This window comes from Rugosimonospora africana (assembly GCF_016862975.1).
In the GTDB taxonomy this organism is placed as follows: domain Bacteria; phylum Actinomycetota; class Actinomycetes; order Mycobacteriales; family Micromonosporaceae; genus Rugosimonospora; species Rugosimonospora africana.
The window spans coordinates 67009-86262 of sequence record NZ_BONZ01000012.1 but is presented as its reverse complement, the minus strand read 5'-3'; the positions used below and the strand labels follow the sequence as shown (position 1 = coordinate 86262).

The 19254-nt window shown below is 69.5% G+C and carries 18 protein-coding genes and 3 tRNA genes; 9 read left to right on the top strand and 12 right to left on the bottom strand.

The genetic code is table 11. The annotated features are described in order from the left end of the window. Positions 1-83: 83 nt before the first annotated feature. Together Raf01_RS05540 and Raf01_RS05535 are read right to left on the bottom strand one after the other, a co-directional pair. A complete protein-coding gene (locus tag Raf01_RS05540; RefSeq protein WP_203916621.1) occupies positions 84-434 on the bottom strand; it encodes a YciI family protein in 351 nt (116 codons plus the stop codon). 146 nt (positions 435-580) lie between these two features. Next, a complete protein-coding gene (locus Raf01_RS05535; RefSeq protein WP_203916620.1) occupies positions 581-949 on the bottom strand; it encodes a VOC family protein in 369 nt (122 codons plus the stop codon). A 175-nt stretch (positions 950-1124) separates the two neighbouring features. Between Raf01_RS05535 and larB the strand changes: the two genes are divergently transcribed. Next, positions 1125-1853, top strand: coding sequence for a nickel pincer cofactor biosynthesis protein LarB (larB, locus tag Raf01_RS05530; protein WP_239133394.1), 729 nt, complete (start codon positions 1125-1127; stop codon positions 1851-1853). A gap of 11 nt (positions 1854-1864) precedes the next feature. On the opposite strand, the gene Raf01_RS49390 is transcribed toward larB, so the two are convergent. From Raf01_RS49390 to Raf01_RS05515, 4 genes are all read right to left on the bottom strand, one after another. Then, positions 1865-2440 (bottom strand): NUDIX hydrolase, encoded by a 576-nt coding sequence (locus Raf01_RS49390; protein WP_239133393.1) that lies wholly within the window; start codon positions 2438-2440, stop codon positions 1865-1867. 230 nt (positions 2441-2670) lie between these two features. Next, positions 2671-2985, bottom strand: a complete 315-nt coding sequence (locus Raf01_RS49385) for a DUF4190 domain-containing protein (protein ID WP_239133392.1) — start codon at positions 2983-2985, stop codon at positions 2671-2673. A gap of 129 nt (positions 2986-3114) precedes the next feature. Beyond that, complete coding sequence (locus tag Raf01_RS05520) at positions 3115-6180, bottom strand: FAD-binding and (Fe-S)-binding domain-containing protein (protein ID WP_203916617.1); 3066 nt, start codon at positions 6178-6180, stop codon at positions 3115-3117. Next, positions 6180-7949 (bottom strand): thiamine pyrophosphate-dependent enzyme, encoded by a 1770-nt coding sequence (locus tag Raf01_RS05515; RefSeq protein ID WP_203916616.1) that lies wholly within the window; start codon positions 7947-7949, stop codon positions 6180-6182. The genes Raf01_RS05520 and Raf01_RS05515 overlap by 1 nt, the downstream gene beginning before the upstream one ends. Before the next feature lie 100 nt (positions 7950-8049). On the opposite strand from Raf01_RS05515, the gene Raf01_RS05510 reads away from it, so the two are divergent. Beyond that, on the top strand, positions 8050-8514 hold the full coding sequence (locus tag Raf01_RS05510) for a hypothetical protein (protein WP_203916615.1): 465 nt from the start codon (positions 8050-8052) through the stop codon (positions 8512-8514). Positions 8515-8552: 38 nt separating this feature from the next. On the opposite strand, the gene Raf01_RS05505 is transcribed toward Raf01_RS05510, so the two are convergent. The 3 genes from Raf01_RS05505 to Raf01_RS05495 all read right to left on the bottom strand — a co-directional run bounded on the left by Raf01_RS05505 (position 8553) and on the right by Raf01_RS05495 (position 9582). Next, entirely contained in the window at positions 8553-8891 is a 339-nt protein-coding gene (locus Raf01_RS05505) for a DUF3140 domain-containing protein (protein ID WP_239133391.1), read from the bottom strand. Beyond that, complete coding sequence (locus Raf01_RS05500; protein ID WP_203916614.1) at positions 8878-9096, bottom strand: hypervirulence associated TUDOR domain-containing protein; 219 nt, start codon at positions 9094-9096, stop codon at positions 8878-8880. The genes Raf01_RS05505 and Raf01_RS05500 overlap by 14 nt, the downstream gene beginning before the upstream one ends. Positions 9097-9509: 413 nt before the next feature. After that, a tRNA-Lys gene (locus Raf01_RS05495) sits at positions 9510-9582 on the bottom strand. 139 nt (positions 9583-9721) lie between these two features. On the opposite strand from Raf01_RS05495, the gene Raf01_RS05490 reads away from it, so the two are divergent. Next, positions 9722-10972: a L,D-transpeptidase gene (locus Raf01_RS05490; protein ID WP_203916613.1), complete on the top strand. Its 1251-nt coding sequence runs from the start codon at positions 9722-9724 to the stop codon at positions 10970-10972. A gap of 239 nt (positions 10973-11211) precedes the next feature. Next, positions 11212-12480, top strand: coding sequence for a L,D-transpeptidase (locus tag Raf01_RS05485; protein ID WP_203916612.1), 1269 nt, complete (start codon positions 11212-11214; stop codon positions 12478-12480). A gap of 77 nt (positions 12481-12557) precedes the next feature. On the opposite strand, the gene Raf01_RS05480 is transcribed toward Raf01_RS05485, so the two are convergent. Together Raf01_RS05480 and orn are read right to left on the bottom strand one after the other, a co-directional pair. Next, positions 12558-12633 (bottom strand) — tRNA-His (locus tag Raf01_RS05480). A gap of 91 nt (positions 12634-12724) precedes the next feature. Continuing rightward, complete coding sequence (gene orn, locus Raf01_RS05475) at positions 12725-13336, bottom strand: oligoribonuclease (RefSeq protein ID WP_275412958.1); 612 nt, start codon at positions 13334-13336, stop codon at positions 12725-12727. 198 nt (positions 13337-13534) lie between these two features. Here orn and Raf01_RS05470 point away from each other — a divergent pair, with 198 nt between their 5' ends. Next, on the top strand, positions 13535-14794 hold the full coding sequence (locus Raf01_RS05470) for a glycosyltransferase 87 family protein (protein WP_203916610.1): 1260 nt from the start codon (positions 13535-13537) through the stop codon (positions 14792-14794). On the opposite strand, the gene Raf01_RS05465 is transcribed toward Raf01_RS05470, so the two are convergent. Next, positions 14788-16461 (bottom strand): copper resistance CopC/CopD family protein, encoded by a 1674-nt coding sequence (locus Raf01_RS05465; protein WP_373319469.1) that lies wholly within the window; start codon positions 16459-16461, stop codon positions 14788-14790. The genes Raf01_RS05470 and Raf01_RS05465 overlap by 7 nt on opposite strands. Before the next feature lie 232 nt (positions 16462-16693). On the opposite strand from Raf01_RS05465, the gene Raf01_RS05460 reads away from it, so the two are divergent. From Raf01_RS05460 to Raf01_RS49380, 4 genes are all read left to right on the top strand, one after another. Next, positions 16694-17440, top strand: a complete 747-nt coding sequence (locus Raf01_RS05460; protein WP_203916609.1) for a DsbA family protein — start codon at positions 16694-16696, stop codon at positions 17438-17440. Positions 17441-17471: 31 nt separating this feature from the next. Next, complete coding sequence (bcp, locus tag Raf01_RS05455) at positions 17472-17948, top strand: thioredoxin-dependent thiol peroxidase (RefSeq protein ID WP_203916608.1); 477 nt, start codon at positions 17472-17474, stop codon at positions 17946-17948. 158 nt (positions 17949-18106) lie between these two features. Then, positions 18107-18179 (top strand) — tRNA-Leu (locus Raf01_RS05450). Between the two features lie 105 nt (positions 18180-18284). After that, a complete protein-coding gene (locus Raf01_RS49380; RefSeq protein WP_239133389.1) occupies positions 18285-19247 on the top strand; it encodes a GNAT family N-acetyltransferase in 963 nt (320 codons plus the stop codon). The last annotated feature ends 7 nt before the right edge of the window (positions 19248-19254 follow it).

Genomic DNA, 19254 nt, shown 5'->3' with positions numbered 1-19254 from the left:
GCCCACTCGCGACGGTGCGCGTCGGCGACCGCGCGCCGTACGTCCGCCTCGTCAACGCCGGTCATGCGACCGCCGGGTCCAACTCACATGCCTGCCGAGACATCCATGATCGGGCGTACCTCGACGCCGCCGTAGGGCGCCGGGCACAGCTTCGCGATGTCCAGCGCGTGGTCGAGGTCGTTCGCCTCGATCAGGTAGTACCCGCCGAGGGCCTCCTTCGTCTCCACGAACGGGCCGTCGGTGACGATGTCGCCGCGGATCGAGGTGGCCGTGGTGGTCGGCTGCAGCGCCTCGCTGGAGATGATCCGGGAGCCCTTCTCCTTCACCTGCTCCATGAAGCGTCCGTGCGCCTCCGCCATCTGCTGCCACATCTCGGGTGTCACCTGCGCGTAGGAGTCCTCGGTCTCGTAGATCAGGATCAGGTACTGAGCCATGGTCTTCCTCCGTGTCTCGAGGTCAGTCGGATCTGAAAAGCCGGTCGGGACCGACAATGCTTCGACGACCGGGGTGCGACGGAATCGACAGGCCGGCCGATTTTTCTGGCGGCCGGCCGTTCACTCCAGGGATCACACTCCAGGGATCACCCCGCCACGTGACAGACCGCTTCCACATTGTTGCCGTCCGGGTCCCGGACGAACGCCCCGAAGTAGGACGGATGGTATTCCGGCCACACCCGTGGCGCGTTCAGCACCTCCGCCTCAGCCTGCACCGCGGCGTCGTGGAACGCCACCACCGTGGCGCGGTCGGCGGCGCTGAACGCCAGGTGCGTCTCCCGTCCGGGGCCGGTGCCGGCGGCCCGGCCGAGCCAGAACCGGGGCTGCTCGTCGCCGTACCCGACCGTGTCGGCAAGCTCGACCATGCGCCGCAGGCCGAGCGGAGCCAGGACCGCGTCATAGAAGGCGGTACTGGCCGCCAGGTCGCTGACCTGGATCGAGATGTGGTCAATCATGTGGCCAGCATCCCAGAGGGAACGGGCGGATTTGCCCGGATACCTACGTCGTATCGGAGCAAAACGGCAACGCCGCCCAGTCGCCACCTGGACGCGGCGCAGCCGGTCGGCCGGGTTTGTCCGGCAGGCTCTAGAGTCGATCGGGTCGGATTCGCACTGCTCGAAGGGCAAGAGGTTGGCCACTGGACCGGATGTCGCTCACCCGGCCGTACCCGGACCCCGCACCGGTCCGGCCGAGGCGGACCTCGGATACGCCCGGCTGGATCTCGACCGGGCCGCCCGCACCGGCGATCCCGAGGTGGTCTACGGCGCGGGCAAGACCCCGGAGCAGGTGGTCGGCGCGCTGCGCGCGCTGGCCGCGGCGCATCCCGACCGGGCCGTGCTGGCCACCCGGGTCACGCCGGAGACCATGGCGCTCTGCCGCGACGAGCTGCCCGGCGCCCGGCTCGACGAGATCGGCCGCACCGTCACCCTGGGCTCCGCGCCCGCGCCGGTGGGCCGGGTGGCCGTGGTCTGCGCCGGCACCTCCGACCTTCCGGTCGCCCGCGAGTGCGCCACCGTCGTCGAGGTGTTCGGGGCCGAGCCCGACCTGATCGTCGATGTCGGCGTCGCCGGACTGCACCGCCTGCTGGCGCAGCGCGACCGGATCGCCGGCGCCGACGTGGTGGTCGCCGTCGCCGGGATGGAGGCGGCTCTTCCCTCGGTACTGGCCGGGTTGGTGGGCGTACCGCTGATCGCGCTGCCGACCAGCGTCGGGTACGGCTGGCACCTGGACGGCCTGACCGCGTTCCTCGCCACGTTGAACAGCTGCGCGCCCGGCGTGCTGTGCGTGAACGTCGACAACGGGTTCGGGGCCGGGGTGGCCGCCGCCCGGATCGCCCGGAGGACCGGCCCGCCCCGCTGACCCGAGACCCGCTACCTCGGGCCCAGCTCGTCGAAGAGCCGCCCGACCCGGGACAGCGTCTCGCGGAGGTTCGGCTCCGCGACCAGCGCCTCGGCCTCCGGCATCGACAGCCAGCGCAGCTCGGCCGCCGGGTTCTCCGGCCGGGCCGTCTCCGGAGCGTCCGTGGCCAGCACGTACCGCAGGTCGGCGTGCTCGTGCGCCGGCTCCTTCGCCGACGCGGTCACCGATACGACGGCCAGGTGTACGAGGGAGGCGTCCGGCCACGGTCGCAGGTCGGCGATCCCGGTCTCCTCCAGCCCCTCCCGCAGCGTGATCGCCAGCGGATCGGTCTCGCCCGGGTCGGCGTGGCCGCCGACCTGCAACCATGCCTGCTGGCGGGCGTGCCAGCGCAGCAACACCCGGCGCGTCGGCGGGTGCACGATGAGGGCCGAGCAGGTGACGTGCAGCGGCGTCGAGCGGTGCCACGGGTCGGCGACGGACAGCAGCGGAGAGAAGCGCTCCAGGTCGGCGATCTCGGCCGAGCCCCGGGCCCGGTAGCCGGCCAGTGCCTCGACCAGCGGTGTACGCGGGGCGGCGTCAGCGGCCACGCGACCGCGGGCAGTGTCAGCGGCCACGCGACCGCCGGCCGTCGCGGAGAATAAGGCGCCGCTGTCAAGCGGACGCTCTTGGCTGGTCAATGCTCCTCCAGGGCTCGCCGCGCCCGGCGCGGGCGCGCGCTCCACGGTAGCGGCTGCCCCGGACGGCCGGCGACGCGATAAACCCCGACACGAGTAACCCCCGCCGCGAGGGCGGGGGTTACGGAACGACGACGCGGGTGTCAGATGTGCCAGGCGAACCCGTTGTTCGAGCCGAGCCCGCCGAGCACGACGCCGAGCAGGATCAGGTCGACGATGCCCAGCACGACGGCGGCGATGGACAACCCCTTGCCCTTGGCTCCGTGGTTTGCCCGGTTCCATCCGATAGCACCGAAGATGATGGCCAACGGCCCGAGAATCACCTGCGCCACGAAGATCCCGACGATGCCCAGTACGAGCCCGGTGACGCTGAAGCCGTTGGAGCGGGCCGGTACGGACTGGCCGCCCGGTACGGGCTGACCGCCCGGTACGGACCGACCGCCCATGACGTTCGACATCTCGCTACCTCCCCAGTTCGCGCTGGCTCTTACGGTGAATATCTCCGCTCTATCCGGAGGGAAACCCTCGGGAAGCCACCGATCGGCGGAGCGAAACCGCCATAGCGACGCCATGGCCGCGTGGGGGCATCAACGCACCCCGACGACCCGCTCCGGGTACGGTCCCAGTTGCTGTCCACGCACCGCGGCGGCCAGTACCTCGGCCAGGTGTACGCTGCCCCGGCCGGTACCGGCACCGTCGATCTGGGTACGGCAGGAAAACCCGTCGGCCAGCACCACGGTGGTCGGATCCGCCTCGCGAACGGCCGGCAGAAGCACCCGTTCGGCACAGGCCAGCGAGACCTCCCGGTGGTCCGTCGTCATCCCGAAGTCTCCGGCCAGGCCACAGCAGCCGGACGCGAGGACCTGCGGTTCGAGCCCGATCCGGGCCATCAGTGCCTGGTCCTGTTCGAAGCCGAGGATCGCGTGCTGGTGGCAGTGCTTCTGCACGATCGCGGCCGGCAGGCTGCCGTCCTGTGTGGACACCCGCGGGGTGAAGTCGGCGGCCCGCTTGTTGAGGAGTTCGGACAGGGTGAACGTCTGTTCCCGCAGCCGTACTGCGTCGACGTCGCCGTCCAGCAGTTCGACCAGGTCGGAGCGCAGCACCGAGGTGCAGCTGGGTTCCAGGCCGACCACCGGCACCCCTTCCCGCAGATACGGAATCAGCACGTCCAGGCTGCGCCGCGCCACCCACTCCGCGATCTTCAGCTGCCCGGTCGAGATCCAGGTCAGTCCACAGCAGACGGTCCGCTCCGGCACGATCACCTCGAAACCAGCGGCCTCCAGTACCACGGTCGCGCTCGCCGCGATGTGCGGCTGCATGGAGTTGCTGAACGTGTCCGGCCACAGCACGACCCGGCCCCGGTGCCCGTCGCCACGGTTGCCCCGGCGGCGGAAGGAGTCGGTGAAGCGGCGCGACGCGAACCGCGGGATCGACCGCCGCGGGTCGATGCCGGCGACCGCCTTGGCCAGCCGGCTCAGCACGGGCGTCTGGGTCGCCGCGTTGGCCAGGAACGGTACCGGCGCGGCCAGCCGCGCCACCAGCGGCAGCCAGCCCAGCGAGTAGTGGGTCAACGGCCGCAGCCGTCGCTGGTAGTGGTGCGCGAGAAACTCGGCCTTGTAGGTGGCGACGTCGACGCCGACCGGGCAGTCACGCTTGCACCCCTTGCAGGCCAGGCACAGGTCGAGCGCGTCGTGTACCTCGGTGCTGCGCCAGCCGTCGGTGATGAGCTCGCCGCGCATCATCTCGTTCAGCAGCCGCATCCGGCCGCGGGTCGAGTGCTCCTCCTCGTGCGTCACCACATAACTGGGACACATCACCTCGGTGCCGGAGTCCCGCCGCCGGCAATCGCCCACGCCGAAGCAGCGCAGTGTCGCGCCGGGGAAGCCGCCGTCGTCCGGGTAGTCGAAGTGGGTGTCCGGGGATACCGGGCGCCAGTCGACGCCGAGGCGCAGCTGGGAATCTATCGGGTTGGCGTGCACCACCTTGCCGGGGTTCATCCGGTTGTCCGGATCGAAGATGGCCTTGAACTCGTCGAAGGCCCGCACCAGCCGGTCGCCGTACATGATGGGCAGCAGCTCGCCGCGGGCCTGCCCGTCGCCGTGCTCACCGGACAGCGAACCGCCATAGTTGACGACCAGCTCGGCGGCCCGGGTCACAAACGACCGGAACTTCCCGATGCCGGACGCGGTGACCAGGTCGAAGGGGATGCTGGTGTGCACGCAGCCCTGGCCGAAGTGCCCGTACAGCGGCGCCTCGTCGTAGTTGTGGTCGTCCAGCAGGTTGCGCAGTTCACGCAGGTACCCGCCCAGCCGCTCGGGGGGGACGGCCGAGTCCTCCCATCCCGGCCAGGTGTCCAGTCGCCCGGGTACCCGTGAGGTGGCACCCAGCGCCACGTCACGGACCTTGTCCATCCGCTCCTGCTCGGCCTCCTCGTCGTAGATCCGCCAGGCGATCACGCCGCCCTCGTCCTGGAGCCGGGCCAGCAGCGCACCGGCCCGGTCCCGGGCCTGGTCCAGGCTGTCCCCGATGGTCTTGACGTACAGCCAGGCGCCCACCTCGGGCAGTTCGTGCAGTGCCGGCATGTTCAACCGGCGGCCCCGCTCGTACTCCAGCAGCCGGTGGTCCAGACCCTCGATCATGTACGGGTGGAACTGGTGAGCGGTCATGACCCGGTCGCCGACCGCGGCGATGTCCTGGTACCCGACCATGAGCAGGCACAGGCTCGGCGGCTCGGGCAGCATGTTCAGCTCGGCGCGCAGGATCGTGACACAGGTCGACTCGGTGCCGACCAGCGCCCGGGCGACGTTGAACCCGTTCTCCGGCAGCAGATCCGGCAGGTTGTATCCGGAGATGCGGCGCGGGATGTCCGGGTACCGGGCCCGGATGTCGTCGGCGTACCGGTCGACCAGCTCGCGCAGCGACCGGTAGATCTCCGCCCGCCGGCCGCCGGCCCGCAGGATCTCCTGGTACTGCTGCTCGTCCGTCGGGCCGACCCACATCCGCTCCCCGTCGTAGGTCAGCACCTCCAGCCGCCGTACGTTCTGGGCGGTCGTGCCGCTCCACTGGGCGGTGGAGCCGCAGGAGTTGTTGCCCAGCATGCCGCCGATGGTGCAGTGCGTGTGGGTGGCCGGCCGGGGGCCGAACATTATCTGGTACCGCGCCCTGGTCACCTTGTTCAGTTCGTCGAGCACGATCCCGGGCTGGACGACGGCGATGCGCGCCTTGTCGTCGACCGACTCGATCCCGTCCAGGTACTTGGCCATGTCCAGCATCACCGCGGTGTTCGTGCACTGGCCGCCCAGGCTGGTGCCGCCGCCGCGGGAGAACACCGGCGCGCCGAACCGGCGGCACACCGCCACCGCCGCGATCACGTCGTCGACGCTGCGCGGGACGACCACGCCGATCGGGATCTGGCGGTAGTTGGACGCGTCTGTCGAGTACGCCCCCCGGGTGCCCTTGTCGAACCGCACCTCGCCGCGGACCACCTCGCTCAGCGCGGCAGCCAGCGCCCGGCTGTCCAGTGTGGACGCACCCGCTCCGTCGGGCGCGACCGGCAGCGGTGTCGGGCCGAACGGCGACAGCGCCCCGAGCGAAGTGGTCTCCTGTGTGGACGATGGCGGGCCGCCGGGCGACGGCAGCGGCACCGCCGGCATCAGCGCGCCCTCAGCTGCTGGATGCGGTCCTTGAACAGGGTGGTGGCGATCGCGACCTTCTGTGGCTGACCGCGCAGGAACGCGGTGGCGAACTTCTTCGCCTGCTCGTAGCTGACCTTCCCCGGCATCGGCGGCTCGTTCGGGTCGACCGCCACGTCCAGCAGTGCCGGCCCGTCGGCCGCGAGCGCGTCACGCAGCGCGCCGGGCAGGTCTCCCGCGTTGTCCACCCGCGCGCCGTACCCGCCGGCCGCCCGCGCCCAGGCCGCGTAGTCCGGCTCCGAGCCGGCAAACCGCACCCCGTGCTCCGGATAGCCCAGCACCATCTGTTCCCACAGGATCTGGCCCAGGCTGTTGTTGTTGTTGATGACCAGTTTGATCGGCAACCCGTAACGGACGGCGGTGTTGAACTCGGCCATCAGCATGGCGAACCCGCCGTCGCCCACGAACGCGATGACCTGCCGCCCCGGGTACGCGTGCTGGATCGCCACCGCGTACGGCAGCCCGGGCGCCATCGTGGCGAGGTTGCCGGACAGGTAGAACTCCCGCCCGCCCCGGATGTTCCAGTGCCGCGCGGCCCACGTCGCGATGGTTCCCGAGTCGCAGGTCAGCACCGCGTCGTCGGTGCACAGCTCGTCCAGCAGGTGGGCGAGGTGCTGGGGCGCGATCGGGTCCCGGTCGGAGTTCTCCAGGGCGGACATCTTCTCCCGCCAGTCGGCCATCTGCTTCTGGTACTTCTCCAGGTGCGTCCGGTCCTGCTTGCGGTGCAGCAACGGCAGCAGCGCCTCCAGCGTGACGCCGACGTCGCCCACCAGCGGAACGTCGGTGGGCATCCGGATGCCGACCCGGGTGGGGTCGATGTCCACCTGGACCACCTTGGTCTTGCCGGGCGGCGGAAGAAACTTCGTGTACGGGAAGTTGGTGCCGAGCATCAGCAGCGTGTCGATGTCGTCGACCACCTCGGCGCCCGGCGCCGTACCGAGCAGTCCGATGCCGCCGATCGCGTACGGCGAGTCGTCCGGTACCACCATCTTGCCGAGCAGCGACTTGATGATCGGCGCACCCAGTGCCTCGGCAGCTCGCTCGACCAGCGGACCGGCGCCGCGCGCTCCGACCCCGGCCAGAATGGCCACCCGCCGTCCGCGGTTGAGCACATCCGCCGCCTTGCCCAGGTCGTCATCCGACGGCCGGACCGGTGGTTGCAGGTACACCGGCGCCGTCTTCGGCGGATTGGCCGGCGCGACCGACTCCCACGGGTTCACGCCGGCCTCGGCGATCTGGATGTCGTTCGGGAAGGTCAGGTGCGCCACCCCGCGCCGCCCGTAGGCGGTGCGCACCGCGATGTCCACCAGGCCGGGTACCTGTGCCGGATTGGTGATCATCTGGTTGTACTCGGTCACGTCCTCGAAGAGGTGGTCGAGCTGCACCTCCTGCTGGTACGAGGTGCCCAGCACCGAGGTCTCCTGCATGCCCGTGATCGCCAGGACCGGTACGTGGTCCAGCTTCGCGTCGTAGAGCCCGTTGAGCAGGTGGATCCCTCCGGGACCCGAGGTGGCGAGGCAGACGCCCAGCCGGCCGGTCGCCTTCGCGTACCCGGTGGCCATGAACGCGGCCGACTCTTCGTGGTGTACCAGGATGAAGCGCACCTTGTCCCGGTGACGCCGCAGCCCTTCCATGATCCCGTTGATGCCATCTCCGGGTAGCCCGAAGACGGTGTCGACCCCCCAACGCGTCAGCGCGGTGATCAGCACCTCAGAAACAAGCTCGGCCATGCCGGGTTCGGTACCCGGGCGTCGGGTACCTATGCGGCCCACCACGACTGGGCTACCCGCGCCCGTTTCAACCCGGGAGTCCCCGGGTACCCGGGCGATCATGATTCGCCAGGTCCTCCTCGGCGCCGCCGCCGGCGCCGCCGGAACCACCGTCCTGAACGCGGTCACCTACGCCGACATGACGCTGCGCGGGCGAGCGGCCAGCACCACGCCGGAGCGCACCGTCGACCAGGTGGTGGGCCGGGCGCACACGCACATCCCCGGCGACGAGGAGCATCGCGGCAACCGGCGCAGCGCGCTGGGCGCGCTGAGCGGGATCGCCACCGGAATAGCGGTGGGCGCCGCATACGGAATGGCCCGCGCCGCCGGCTTCCGGCCACCGCTGTGGGCCGGCGCCCTGGCCGTCGGCGGTGCGGCGATGCTCAGCGCCGACGTTCCGCTCGCCGCGCTGAAGGTCAGCGATCCGCGTACCTGGAGCCGCACCGACTGGCTCGCCGACGCGATACCCCACCTGGCGTACGGTGCGGTGACCGCGGCCACCGCCGAGGCGGTCTGCGACCGCTGACCGGCGGCTCGGCGGCCTGGCCACAGCGGGTCAGCGGCTCAGCGGGTCAGCGGGTCGTGACCCCAGTTCATCAGCGAGTACCGCCACTTGGTCTCCCGCACGTCGCCGGACGGGCGCTGCGCCATGTGCCGGGCCACGTAGCCGGCCACCTTGCGCATGTGCGAGAAGTCCGCGTCGCTGAGGTCGGACTTCTTCTTACGTAGCAGCGCGACGATCCGCCGCCCGGACTGGTGCCCGGTCGACTCGGCGCGACCGGACTTCTTCTGGCCGACCGCCTTGGACTGAGCGCTGTCGAGCCAGCGTTCGAGCTTTCCGGCGTTCATGTTCACCGCGTCGCGGAACCTGCGGTATGCGGTGTCCCGGTCACTGTCGTTCACGGCGCAACGCCTCCGGCTTGTGTATGGCGACTCCGCCGCTGGAGTCGCTGCGCACCTGGTACTGCGGCGCCTGCCGGGACGCGGCGACCAGCCGCCCACCCGCCTGGGTGCGCCGGGTGATCTCGGCCTCGACGCGACCGTGCACCCGCTCCCCGTGGCTGTTCCAGCTGACACGGTCGCCGGGCCTCAGCTTCTCGGTTCCCATGCACCGGGGCTACCCGGCGATCGGGCAGCAAAACGGTGGCCGGCTCCGACCGCGCCGGCGGCGAACCGGTAGATGAGGCATCGCGGGTGCAATCGGGCCAGCGGAGGGCAATGTCCACATTGAGCGGCAATAGACTCCGGAAAGCCATTCGGATCCTGACGGCAGGCAAATGACTCGGGCCGTGGGCAAATGGCTCGGCCGGTGGACAAATGGCTCAGCCGGTAGGCCCCGCCCTCGGAGGCCGCCAACGGTCCCCATTCCTTGCCGGACGGTCTCATTTTCCTTGCCAGAACATTTCGGACAAGATGGACTATCCGGCTAAAGCGGCCGCGTGCGCGGGCGCCCATCGGCCGAGGCGGAAACGAACAAAGCCCCGACCCAGAGAAAAGCCAGGTCGGAGCCTTGATCACGGGTGCGCCGCCAGGGACTCGAACCCCGAACCCGCGGATTAAGAGTCCGCTGCTCTGCCAGTTGAGCTAGCGGCGCGTTTCGCAACGGAGAGAACGATAGCACGCACCTCGCCCGGCGCCCCAATGAGATCCCCTCCCCGGTCCCGCAAAACCGACCACGCGAAAGCCACAAATGGGGCAGGCTGAAATTACCACTCACCAAGCGAGGTCTCATCATGCGTCTGACGAAAGTCGGCTGGGCCGCCGCGATCGCGGCGCTAGCCACCGCGCCTCTGGCATTGTCGGCCTGCACCAACGGGCCGTCCGTTTCCAGCGTCTGGCACCACGGCAAGAAACTGGGCACGAACGGCAAACCCTTCTCTGTGCAGCTCACACCCGCGGGCGGAGCGACGAACCAGCCGGTCACCACCGAGATCGGCACCGCCAGCAACGGCGGCAAGATCACCAGCGTCACGATGACCGACGCGTCCGGACGGGCGGTACCCGGCACCGAGCGGCCAGACGGCAGTTCCTGGGTGCCCGGCATCCAGCTGACGTACCACGCGACCTATCACGCGACGGTGAACGCGACGGGCCCGAACGGCGAGAAGCAGAGCAAGACGACAACCTTCACGACGATGGCCGACCCGGGCAGCGGGAACACCATCACCAGCACGATGTACGTGCAGGATGGCCAGACCTACGGCGTGGGCATGCCGGTCGCCGTCCAGTTCGACACAGCGATCCCGGACAGCTCGAAGGCCGCGGTGGAGAAGCGGCTGTTCGTCCAGTCCGACCCGCCCCAGGTGGGCGTGTGGCACTGGTTCGGTGACGACCAGGTGCTGTTCCGGCCGGAAAAGTACTGGCAGACCGGCACCAAGATCACGGTACGGTCCGCGCTCGGCGGCCTCAAGGTCGGCGACAAGTACATCGACACCGACCGCACCGGTGCGGCGACCATCGGCGACAAGACCGTGTTCCAGGTCGACAACTCCAAGCACCAGATGCAGGTGTACCAGGACGACAAGCTGGTGAAGACGTTCCCGGTCAGCCTGGGCGAGTCGAACACTCCGACCTCGTCCGGCAACATGGTGCTGATGACGCACGAGTACACGTCGCTGTTCGACGTGCCGGGTGAGTACCGGGTGGACGTCATGTACGCCGAGCGGTTCACCTGGGACGGCCAGTACCTGCATGCCGCACCGTGGTCCGAGGGCGATCAGGGCTACACCAACGTCAGCCACGGCTGCGTGAACCTGTCCCAGACGAACGCGGAGTGGGTCTACAACAACAGCAAGATCGGTGACCCGGTGAGCGTGAGCGGTACCGAGGTGCACATCACCCCCGGCGACGGCTGGACGGTGTGGGACATGAGCTGGCCGGACTACATCAAGGGCAGTGCCCTTCCGCAGCAGGACCTGCTGAACCAGGCGGCGGCGGAGGCCGGTTCCGGACACAACAGCAAGACCGCGCCGCATGTGAACTGACGCGGTCGCGCGGTCCGCGTCGCAGGTGAACTGACGCGGCAGAGCTCAACCAACGCCGGGGTGCCCCTCAAGGGCACCCCGGTGAGCTTTTTTCGCATCAGGCACCACCCGGGCATGTCCTCCATGCGGTGTATCCACCGCCCGGCCACGCCGAGTAGGGCACGATAGATGACATGCAACCGCACAACAGGGTGAAACAGGTTAATAGGGCCAGCAGCCCCAATCGGGCGCTTCTGGGCTTGGCCGTACTCGGCACACTCGCGCTGACCGCCTGCGCAGCGCCCGCGTCGACGACCTGGTACCGGGCCGGCGCCCAGGCCAGCAGCCCCGCCCAGGCCAAGCCCACCCAGACCAGCAGCCCCGCCCAGGGAGCCGGTACCGGAGCGACCGTCAGGTCCCCGAGCGACGGCGAGAGCGATGTCCCCGCCTCGACCGAGATCACCTTCACCGCGCACCACGCCACGAAGATCACGGTCACGCTGACCGACGACGACAACGGGGCGGTCGTCGACGGCGCGATGCGGGCGGACGGTTCGTCGTGGGTACCGGAGCAGGCCCTCAAGTACGACACGAAGTTCACCGTCAAACTGGCCTCGACAGACCAGAAGGGGCGTTCGGCCACACACACGTCGACGTTCACCACGATGGAGGAGCCTGGCGACGTCGTGCGCCTGGACAGCCAGATGGGCGACGGCCAGGAGTTCGGCGTCGGTGCCCCGATCGTCCTCAACTTCTCCGAGCCCATTCCCGAGGACGAGCGGGCCGCGGTGCAGCGTCGGCTGTTCGTGCAGACCACGCCGCCGCAGGAGGGCGCCTGGAACTGGTTCGCCGACGACGAGGTGCACTACCGGCCCAAGGACTACTGGAAGACGGGTACCCAGATCTCGCTGCACGCCCTGTTCGGCGGCCTGCCGCTGGGCGACGGCAAGTACGGCGGCAACGACATCACGGTCAACGCGTCCATCGTGCAGCACGACGTACGGATCAACGTGGACGACAAGACCAAGCAGATGACGGTGACCGAGGACGGCAAGACGATCAAGACCATGCCGGTCAGCATGGGCAAGGAGACCACCCCGACGTCCAGCGGCCACATGGTGATCATGACGAAGAACGCCCAGGAACTGTTCGACTCGACGAACGACGGCATCGGGCCGGACCAGCCGGGCTACTACCGGCAGGTGATCGACGACGCGCTGCGGCTGACCTGGGGCGGGCAGTACATCCACTCCGCACCGTGGTCGGTCGACGATCAGGGCACGGCGGACATCTCCCACGGCTGCACGAACCTCTCCGCGGAAAACGCCCAGTGGCTGTTCGACATGGTGCACATCGGCGACCCGGTGGACATCGAGAACACCGGGGCACCGCTGGACTGGACCGACGGCTGGACCGACTGGGACCGGCCGTGGGACGAGTACCTCGAGGGCAGCGCGCTCCCGTACGACGAGTCGGGCGACATCACCGCGACCGGCGACGCTGCCGTGTCGTTCCCGATGAAGTCGTAAGCGGGGCACCACGCCTCAAAGATGATCAGGCCCGGTCCTAGGACCGGGCCTGATCTGCGCCTGAACGGTGGAACGAGTGGGGTGACTGATGGGACTTGAACCCACGACACCCGGGACCACAACCCGGTGCTCTACCAGCTGAGCTACAGCCACCATGCGCAAACCGCGCCAGGGCGCGGACAGCGACGAGGCAATGATAGCCACATTCGGGTAGCTCTCGTCGACGGGGTTCCGCTTCGGCGGGTCAGATGATCGGTCGATCGGCCGTCACCTGGGCGGCGACCGACTTCGCGGTGTCCACGTCCAGGCCCGGACCGGGCACGAAGATCGTCCGGCGGTAGTACTCAAGTTCCCGGATGCTCTCCTGGATGTCGGCCAGGGCCCGGTGCGCCAGCCCCTTGGCCGGCTGGCCGTAGTAGCTGCGCGGGAACCAGCGCCGGCACAGCTCCTTGATCGACGACACGTCGATCATGCGGTAGTGCAGGTGGGCATCGAGCCGCGGCATGTCGCGCGCGATGAAGCCGCGGTCGGTGGCGATCGAGTTCCCGCACAGCGGAGCGGTCTTCGGATCGGGTACGTGCTGGGCGATGTACGACAGGATCTGGTCCTCGGCCTCCTTCATGGTCACCGTCGAGGCCCGTACCTGCTCGGTCAGCCCCGAGCGGTCGTGCATTTCCCGGACCACCTCGACCATCGAGGACAGCAGCGCGTCGTCAGCGTGTATCACCACGTCGACGCCGTCGCCGAGTACGTTGAGGTCGGGATCCGTGACCAATGCGGCCACTTCGACCAGCGCGTCGCGCCCGAGATCAAGGCCGGTCATTTCACAATCGATCCAAACGAGGAGATCGCCCACGAGCCACAGCTTAAGACCCTGCCCAAGGACGCCTGTCGGCGCCGATAGGCTGAGCGCTCGAAAGTCGTGGAAGGTCCTGGGGAGAGCGTCATGAGTGAGCGCCTGGAAATCGCAGCGCGCATGCCTCATGACGGACCGCAGCCGAACGGGGGTCCGGCATGAGCAGGTTCGAGGATCCGGCATGAGCGAGGATCCGGCATGAGCGGGCGTACCGGGACGGTCCGGTCAGGCACGTCGGTGACCCGGAATCGGGTGCTGGTGGCGATCGCGGTCATCCTGGCCGTGACCGCCGCGCAGTACGTGTACGGCAACCGGCACAACTTCTTCGACCTCAAGATCTATTACCACGCGGTGCGCTGGTGGGCCCACGGCCACTCGCTCTACGCGTACATCCAGCCGGACCGGGTCCAGGCGTCGCTCGGCTTCACGTACCCGCCGTTCGCGGCCCTGCTCATGTACCCGATGGCGTGGCTGCCGCTCATGCTCGTCATCGTGCTGGTCTGGATCGGCTCGGCCGTCTGCGTCGTGGTGACCAGCGCCTGGCTGCTCGGCCCGGTCGCCGCCCGGCACGGCTGGCCCGGCTGGTTCGCGATCTGCGTCGGCGTACCCCTGATCACCACGCTGGAGCCCATCCGGGAGAACACCACGTTCGGCCAGATCAATATGTACCTGGCCATCCTCGTCCTGTGGGACCTGCTGTTCGCGCTGCCGCGCGGCTCGCGGTGGTCCGGGGTCGGTGTCGGGCTGGCCACCGCGATCAAGCTGACGCCCGGCATCTTCATCCTGTACCTGCTGGTCACCCGCCGGTTCCGGGCAGCCGCCGTGGCGGCGGGCACCGCGGCCGGCGCCACGCTGCTCGCGGCGGCGATCTCGCCGGGCGAGTCGTGGAAGTACTGGGACCAGACGCTGTGGAAGACCAACCGGATCGGGCATCTCTACCTCAATCAGAACCAGTCGATCATGGGCACGCTGTCCCGCGTCGCCCGGCCGCACGAGGCCAGCGGGGCGGTCTGGGTGCTGCTGGTGCTGATCGTCGCGGCGTACGGGCTGTGGCGCGCGGGGCGGGCGGCGGCAGCGGGCGACCAGCTCACCGGCGTGACGCTGACCGGCCTGGCCGGCTCGCTGATCAGCCCGGTCTCCTGGCAGCACCACCTGTACTGGTTCGTGCCCGCGCTGATCATCTTGGTCGACGTCGCGGCCGCCCCGGAGGTGTCGCGCCGGCGCTGGTACGCGTGGGCGGCCGGGATCGTCTGGTTCACCGTGACGTTCAGCCTCATCGAGCTGTTCGACTGGCACCTGATCCCGATGCGCTACCTGGACACCCCGGAGGGCGCGCTGCTCAGCAACTGGTACGTGCTGCTGATGCTCGGGCTGCTCGTGGCGCTGCCGGTACGGGTGCTCCCACCCGGCGACCCCGCGGCCACCCGGCTGGCCACGACCCTGCGCACGAACTACTGACTCACCTTCACCGTGGTCGTCACCGTGGCCTCGTCGATCTCGGTCGTGCGCAGCGTGAAGCTGAAGTTCCACTGCCCGGCCGCCGGCAGCGTGATCTGACCGATCGCGTGGAAGTCGGCGATCGGCGTCAGCACCGCGGCGATCGGCTCGATGCCCTGTGCGGGCAGGCCGGCGCTGACCTTCCACTCGACCACCTTGAGCGGGGCACCCTGCGGCGTGTAGGCGTACAGGTGGATGTCGTTCGGGCCGGTCTGCGCGGGCTCGATGTCGAACTGGAGCTGGTACAGGGACGAGGTCATGGTGGTGGAGACGACGCCGCTCTGGTTGGTCGAGCCGTTCACCGCCGCCTGGGTGCGGGCCGGCGTCGTCTGTACGAGTACCGAGGCGACGCCGATGATCACGACGGCGCCGACGACCTCGGCCAGCACGGTACGCCGCAGCCGCATGCCCACCGTCCGGTCCGGTACCCCGTCGGGCTCTTGCATCCCACGGCGGACCAGCCGGCGGCTGAACGCGGCGACCACCAGCACGACCGCCAGCAGCCCCACCTTGACCAGGACCAGCTTGCCGTACGTGGTGTGCAGTAGCGCACCGAACGAGCCGATCTGCACCAGCGCCTGAGCCGTACCGGCGAGCACCAGCGCGGCCACCGAGGCGGCGGCCCAGTCGGACCACACCGGCAGGATGGCGCCCAGTTCCTTCGGGTTGGCCCGGCGCAGCAGGAACGCCACCAGCGCGATCAGGCCACCGATCCAGATCGCCACGCCGCCGAGGTGGACGGCGTCCGCGATGACGGTCAGTGCCGGGGCGACCGAGGTGCTCGGGTGGCCGGCGATCCCGAACGTCGTGGCGATCGCCGCGCCGAGCACCGCCACCGTCCACCGCTGCCAGCGCGCGCCGCCACCGGTGAGGACCGGCCGCAGCAGCACCGCGGCGACCGCGATCACCGCGAGCCGGACCAGGTGCGCGATCCCGTACCGGTCGACCAGCTCGTTGCCCAGGTCGCTGCCGGAGATGCCGAACAGGCCGGTACCGATGGAGTACGGCACCTCCAGGTACAACTGGAGGACCGTGGCCAGGGCGAGCAGGCTGAGGCCGCCGTACGCGAGGCGGGTCGGGCCGCGCCGCTCCAGCCGGCGGGGCCACAGCAGCATCAGTACCAGGGCGGGCCCCACCGACAGGATCAGCCCGGCGTACCCGAGGAAGTTCGCCACCGAGACACCGTCGGCCACCACCGTGTCGGTGCGACCGCCACCGCTCACGTCGGCGGTCGCGGTGTTCTGCGACGGGGCGCCCACCGAGTAGGTGAACGCGGCGCCGACCGGGTGCCCGTCGGCGGAGATCACCCGGTACCCGACCACGTACGTGCCCCGCTGGGTCTCCGAGCGCAACGGGATGTGCAGGTCGTCCCCGCTGATCGTCGGGTTGCCCCGGTCGGCGCGCTTGCCGTCCGGCCCGATCACCTTGATCTTCTCCCGGACCGGCGCGACCATCTCGGAGAAGGTGATCACGACCTCCCGGGGGGACTGCTGGACCACCGCACCCTGGGTCGGCGATGTGCGGATCAGCGCGGCGTGCGCGCTGGCCGGGCCGGCGGGCAGCGTGAACACGCCGGACACGCCCAGCAGCACGCCGGCGAGGGCGACGAGGAGTCGGCGGGGGGTCATGCCCGATATGGTGCCGGGTCGATCACGGAACCGGTAGTCGGCCGTCGCAACCGCCCGCCTCGAAGGGAACGCCTCACTGACGGGTGGTCGTCCGCGGCGAGGGGAAAGTTCCCGCCTGAATGCCAGTACCGTGAGTTACCGTCACCGCTGCTCAGAGTGGCGAAGCGCGGCACCCCTCCATCCTGCGTTGGACGTTCGACGAAGCCTGCCCGGCCGGAGTGGAGGAGCCAGAGTGAGTTCACGGATCGGCGACAATTCGGGCTTCGGGGGCGCTCCGGGCGACCTGGTGACCGAAGAGGAGCTGCCCGGCCAGCGGGAACAGGAGCGCCGCCGGGCCCGCCGGATGGTCACCATCCTCGTGGTCGCCGCGCTGTTGCTCGCCGGGGTGGCGGGATGGCGCGCGTACGAGCACGAGAAGCCGAAGGGCTATCCGGCGCCGACCCGGGTCAACGGCGACGGGGACGGCATCCTGATCTCCTCCGGTCAGGTCAGGGTGGACGTCTACGAGGACCTCAACTGCCAGCGCTGCAAGGACTTCGAGGCATCGGCGCACGACGCGATCGAGAAGCTGGTCGCGTCCCGGAGGATCACCCTGACGTACCACCCGATCGCCATCCTCGACCAGTCGTCGAACCCGCCCGGGTACTCGACCCAGGCCGCCTCGGCGGCGGCCTGCGCGGCCGACGGCGGCAAGTTCCTCGACTTCGTCAAGACGGTGCTCTCGATGAAGCCCGCCGAGAACGGGCCGGGCCTGCCCGACGACCAACTGGTGCAGATCGGCGCGTGGGTCGGGCTCATCAATCCCGAGTTCGCGCACTGCGTCCGGCACGGCGAGTACCGGCAATGGGTCACGCACAGCACGGACGCGGCGACCGCCGCGGGGGTCCGGGGGACGCCGACCGTGGTGGTGGCGGGCCGGACCATCCCCGCACCGGCGGCCGACACGTTGCTGGAAGCGGTGGACGCGGCGCGGCGGTGACCACCGACTCGACCGGGCTAATCTGGGTGGCATGACCCAGCCCGTACGCCTCGCGGTTGGCGACGCCGCCCCGGATTTCACCCTGCTGACCGATTCCGGCGAGAAGTTCACGCTCTCCGCGCTGCGGGGGCGGAAGGTCGTGCTCTACGCGTACCCGGCCGCGATGACCCCGGGCTGCACCAAGCAGGCGTGTGACTTCCGGGACAACATCGCCTCGCTGCGCGGCGCCGGATACGAGGTGGTCGGCATCAGCCCGGACTCCCCCGCGAAGCTGGCCAAATTCCGGGAGCGCGACCAGCTCACCTTCCCGCTCGTCGCCGACGAGGACCGGAGCGTGCTCACCGCCTACGGCGCGTACGGCGAGAAGCAGCTGTACGGCAAGACGGTCACCGGCGTGATCCGGTCCACCTTCGTGATCGACGAGAAGGGCCGCATCGAGCGGGCGATGTACAACGTCAAGGCCACCGGGCACGTCGCCAAGCTTCGCCGGGACCTGGGCCTGGACTGAGGCGGCGATCGACGGACGGTCCACACTGGACGGTCGGACCACTGGCGACCATTCGGACGTACCGTCACGTATCGGTGGCCAGCGCGATGCGCCGGTTCGCGCCCCAGTGGTCACGTGGCGGTGCCCCGACTCGCTCAGCAGGTACTATCCGAGGGTTCGGGGCCGTAGCCCAATGGCAGAGGCACGCGGTTTAGGTCCGCGCCAGTGTGAGTTCGACTCTCACCGGCCCCACCGTTCGATCGGCTTTTGGGTTCTTGATGCCCTCGGCCGGCACCCAAGTCCTCGATCCCGAAAACAGTTCGACGGCATTGCGAAGTTCTGACACTGTCGGCGTTCGTGACGGACTTCGAGCGGGTGACCGCCGCGGACGTGCAGCTCATGCAGGGCATGGCGCAGCGGGTCACGTCAACCCGCCCGGACCTGGTGACCGCCGGCGCGTCGTTCGGCGAGTTGGCCTGGATCTGGGGCCAGGGACACGTCGATCACGGCGAGAGCTGGGCGCGTCGGCTGTGGTTCTCCGGCGCCGATCTGGTCGCGTGGGGCTGGGCCTTTCTCCCCCACCAGGTCAGGCGCAGCGACGGGTCGACGAAGGACGTCACCGGCGCCTCCCTGATGTATCAGGTCCATCCCGACCATGCCGCGCTGGTCGACGAAGTGATCGATTGGTACGACGATCTGGCGGCCGGTCTCGAGCGCACTGTGATACCGAGCGCCGCCGATGAGTTCGCCCTGAAGCGATGGGCGGCGCACGGCTATGAGACCGACCTGGCCTCGCTCGGCGACAACGGGGACTGGACTCAGCTCAACGAGCGGGACCTCACCGACCTGGAACAGCCGGTGTTGCCGGCCGGTTTCCGGTTCCGTACCGCCGACGAAGCCGGGCCGCAGGCCGCAGTCCAGGCTCATGTGGACGCCTGGGCTCCCTCGACGTACACGGCCGAGCGTTATGAGGGCGTCCGGCGGGCGTCGGGGTACCGCGGCGACCTCCACGTACTGGTGGAGGCGCCGGACGGAACGATGGCGTCCTCGACGATCATGTGGCTCGACGAGCTGAACAAGACCGCCGAGTTCGAGCCGGTCGGGACGCATCCGGGCTACCGGCGGCGGGGGCTGGGCAGGGCGATGCTTCTGCACGGCATGCACCTGGCGCGGGCGGCCGGAGCCACTCACATGACGGTCGTCTGCCTGGGTGCGCCGGGGCATCCCGCGGCACGCGGGCTGTACTACGGTCTCGGGTTCCGCGAGCTGTCACGGGACGCGCCGCTCATCAAGACCGCGACCCAGTCGCCGACGCGCTGAGACAGCC

Excerpts from the sequence above, each read along its gene's own strand:
- Raf01_RS05540 (WP_203916621.1), bottom strand. The coding sequence starts at position 434 with ATGGCTCAGTACCTGATCCTGATCTACGAGACCGAGGACTCCTACGCG.
- Raf01_RS05535 (WP_203916620.1), bottom strand. The coding sequence starts at position 949 with ATGATTGACCACATCTCGATCCAGGTCAGCGACCTGGCGGCCAGTACC.
- Raf01_RS49385 (WP_239133392.1), bottom strand. The coding sequence starts at position 2,985 with ATGTCGAACGTCATGGGCGGTCGGTCCGTACCGGGCGGTCAGCCCGTA.
- Raf01_RS05520 (WP_203916617.1), bottom strand. The coding sequence starts at position 6,180 with ATGCCGGCGGTGCCGCTGCCGTCGCCCGGCGGCCCGCCATCGTCCACA.
- Raf01_RS05515 (WP_203916616.1), bottom strand. The coding sequence starts at position 7,949 with ATGGCCGAGCTTGTTTCTGAGGTGCTGATCACCGCGCTGACGCGTTGG.
- Raf01_RS05510 (WP_203916615.1), top strand. The coding sequence starts at position 8,050 with ATGATTCGCCAGGTCCTCCTCGGCGCCGCCGCCGGCGCCGCCGGAACC.
- Raf01_RS05500 (WP_203916614.1), bottom strand. The coding sequence starts at position 9,096 with ATGGGAACCGAGAAGCTGAGGCCCGGCGACCGTGTCAGCTGGAACAGC.
- Raf01_RS05490 (WP_203916613.1), top strand. The coding sequence starts at position 9,722 with ATGCGTCTGACGAAAGTCGGCTGGGCCGCCGCGATCGCGGCGCTAGCC.
- Raf01_RS05470 (WP_203916610.1), top strand. The coding sequence starts at position 13,535 with ATGAGCGGGCGTACCGGGACGGTCCGGTCAGGCACGTCGGTGACCCGG.
- Raf01_RS05465 (WP_373319469.1), bottom strand. The coding sequence starts at position 16,461 with ATGACCCCCCGCCGACTCCTCGTCGCCCTCGCCGGCGTGCTGCTGGGC.
- bcp (WP_203916608.1), top strand. The coding sequence starts at position 17,472 with ATGACCCAGCCCGTACGCCTCGCGGTTGGCGACGCCGCCCCGGATTTC.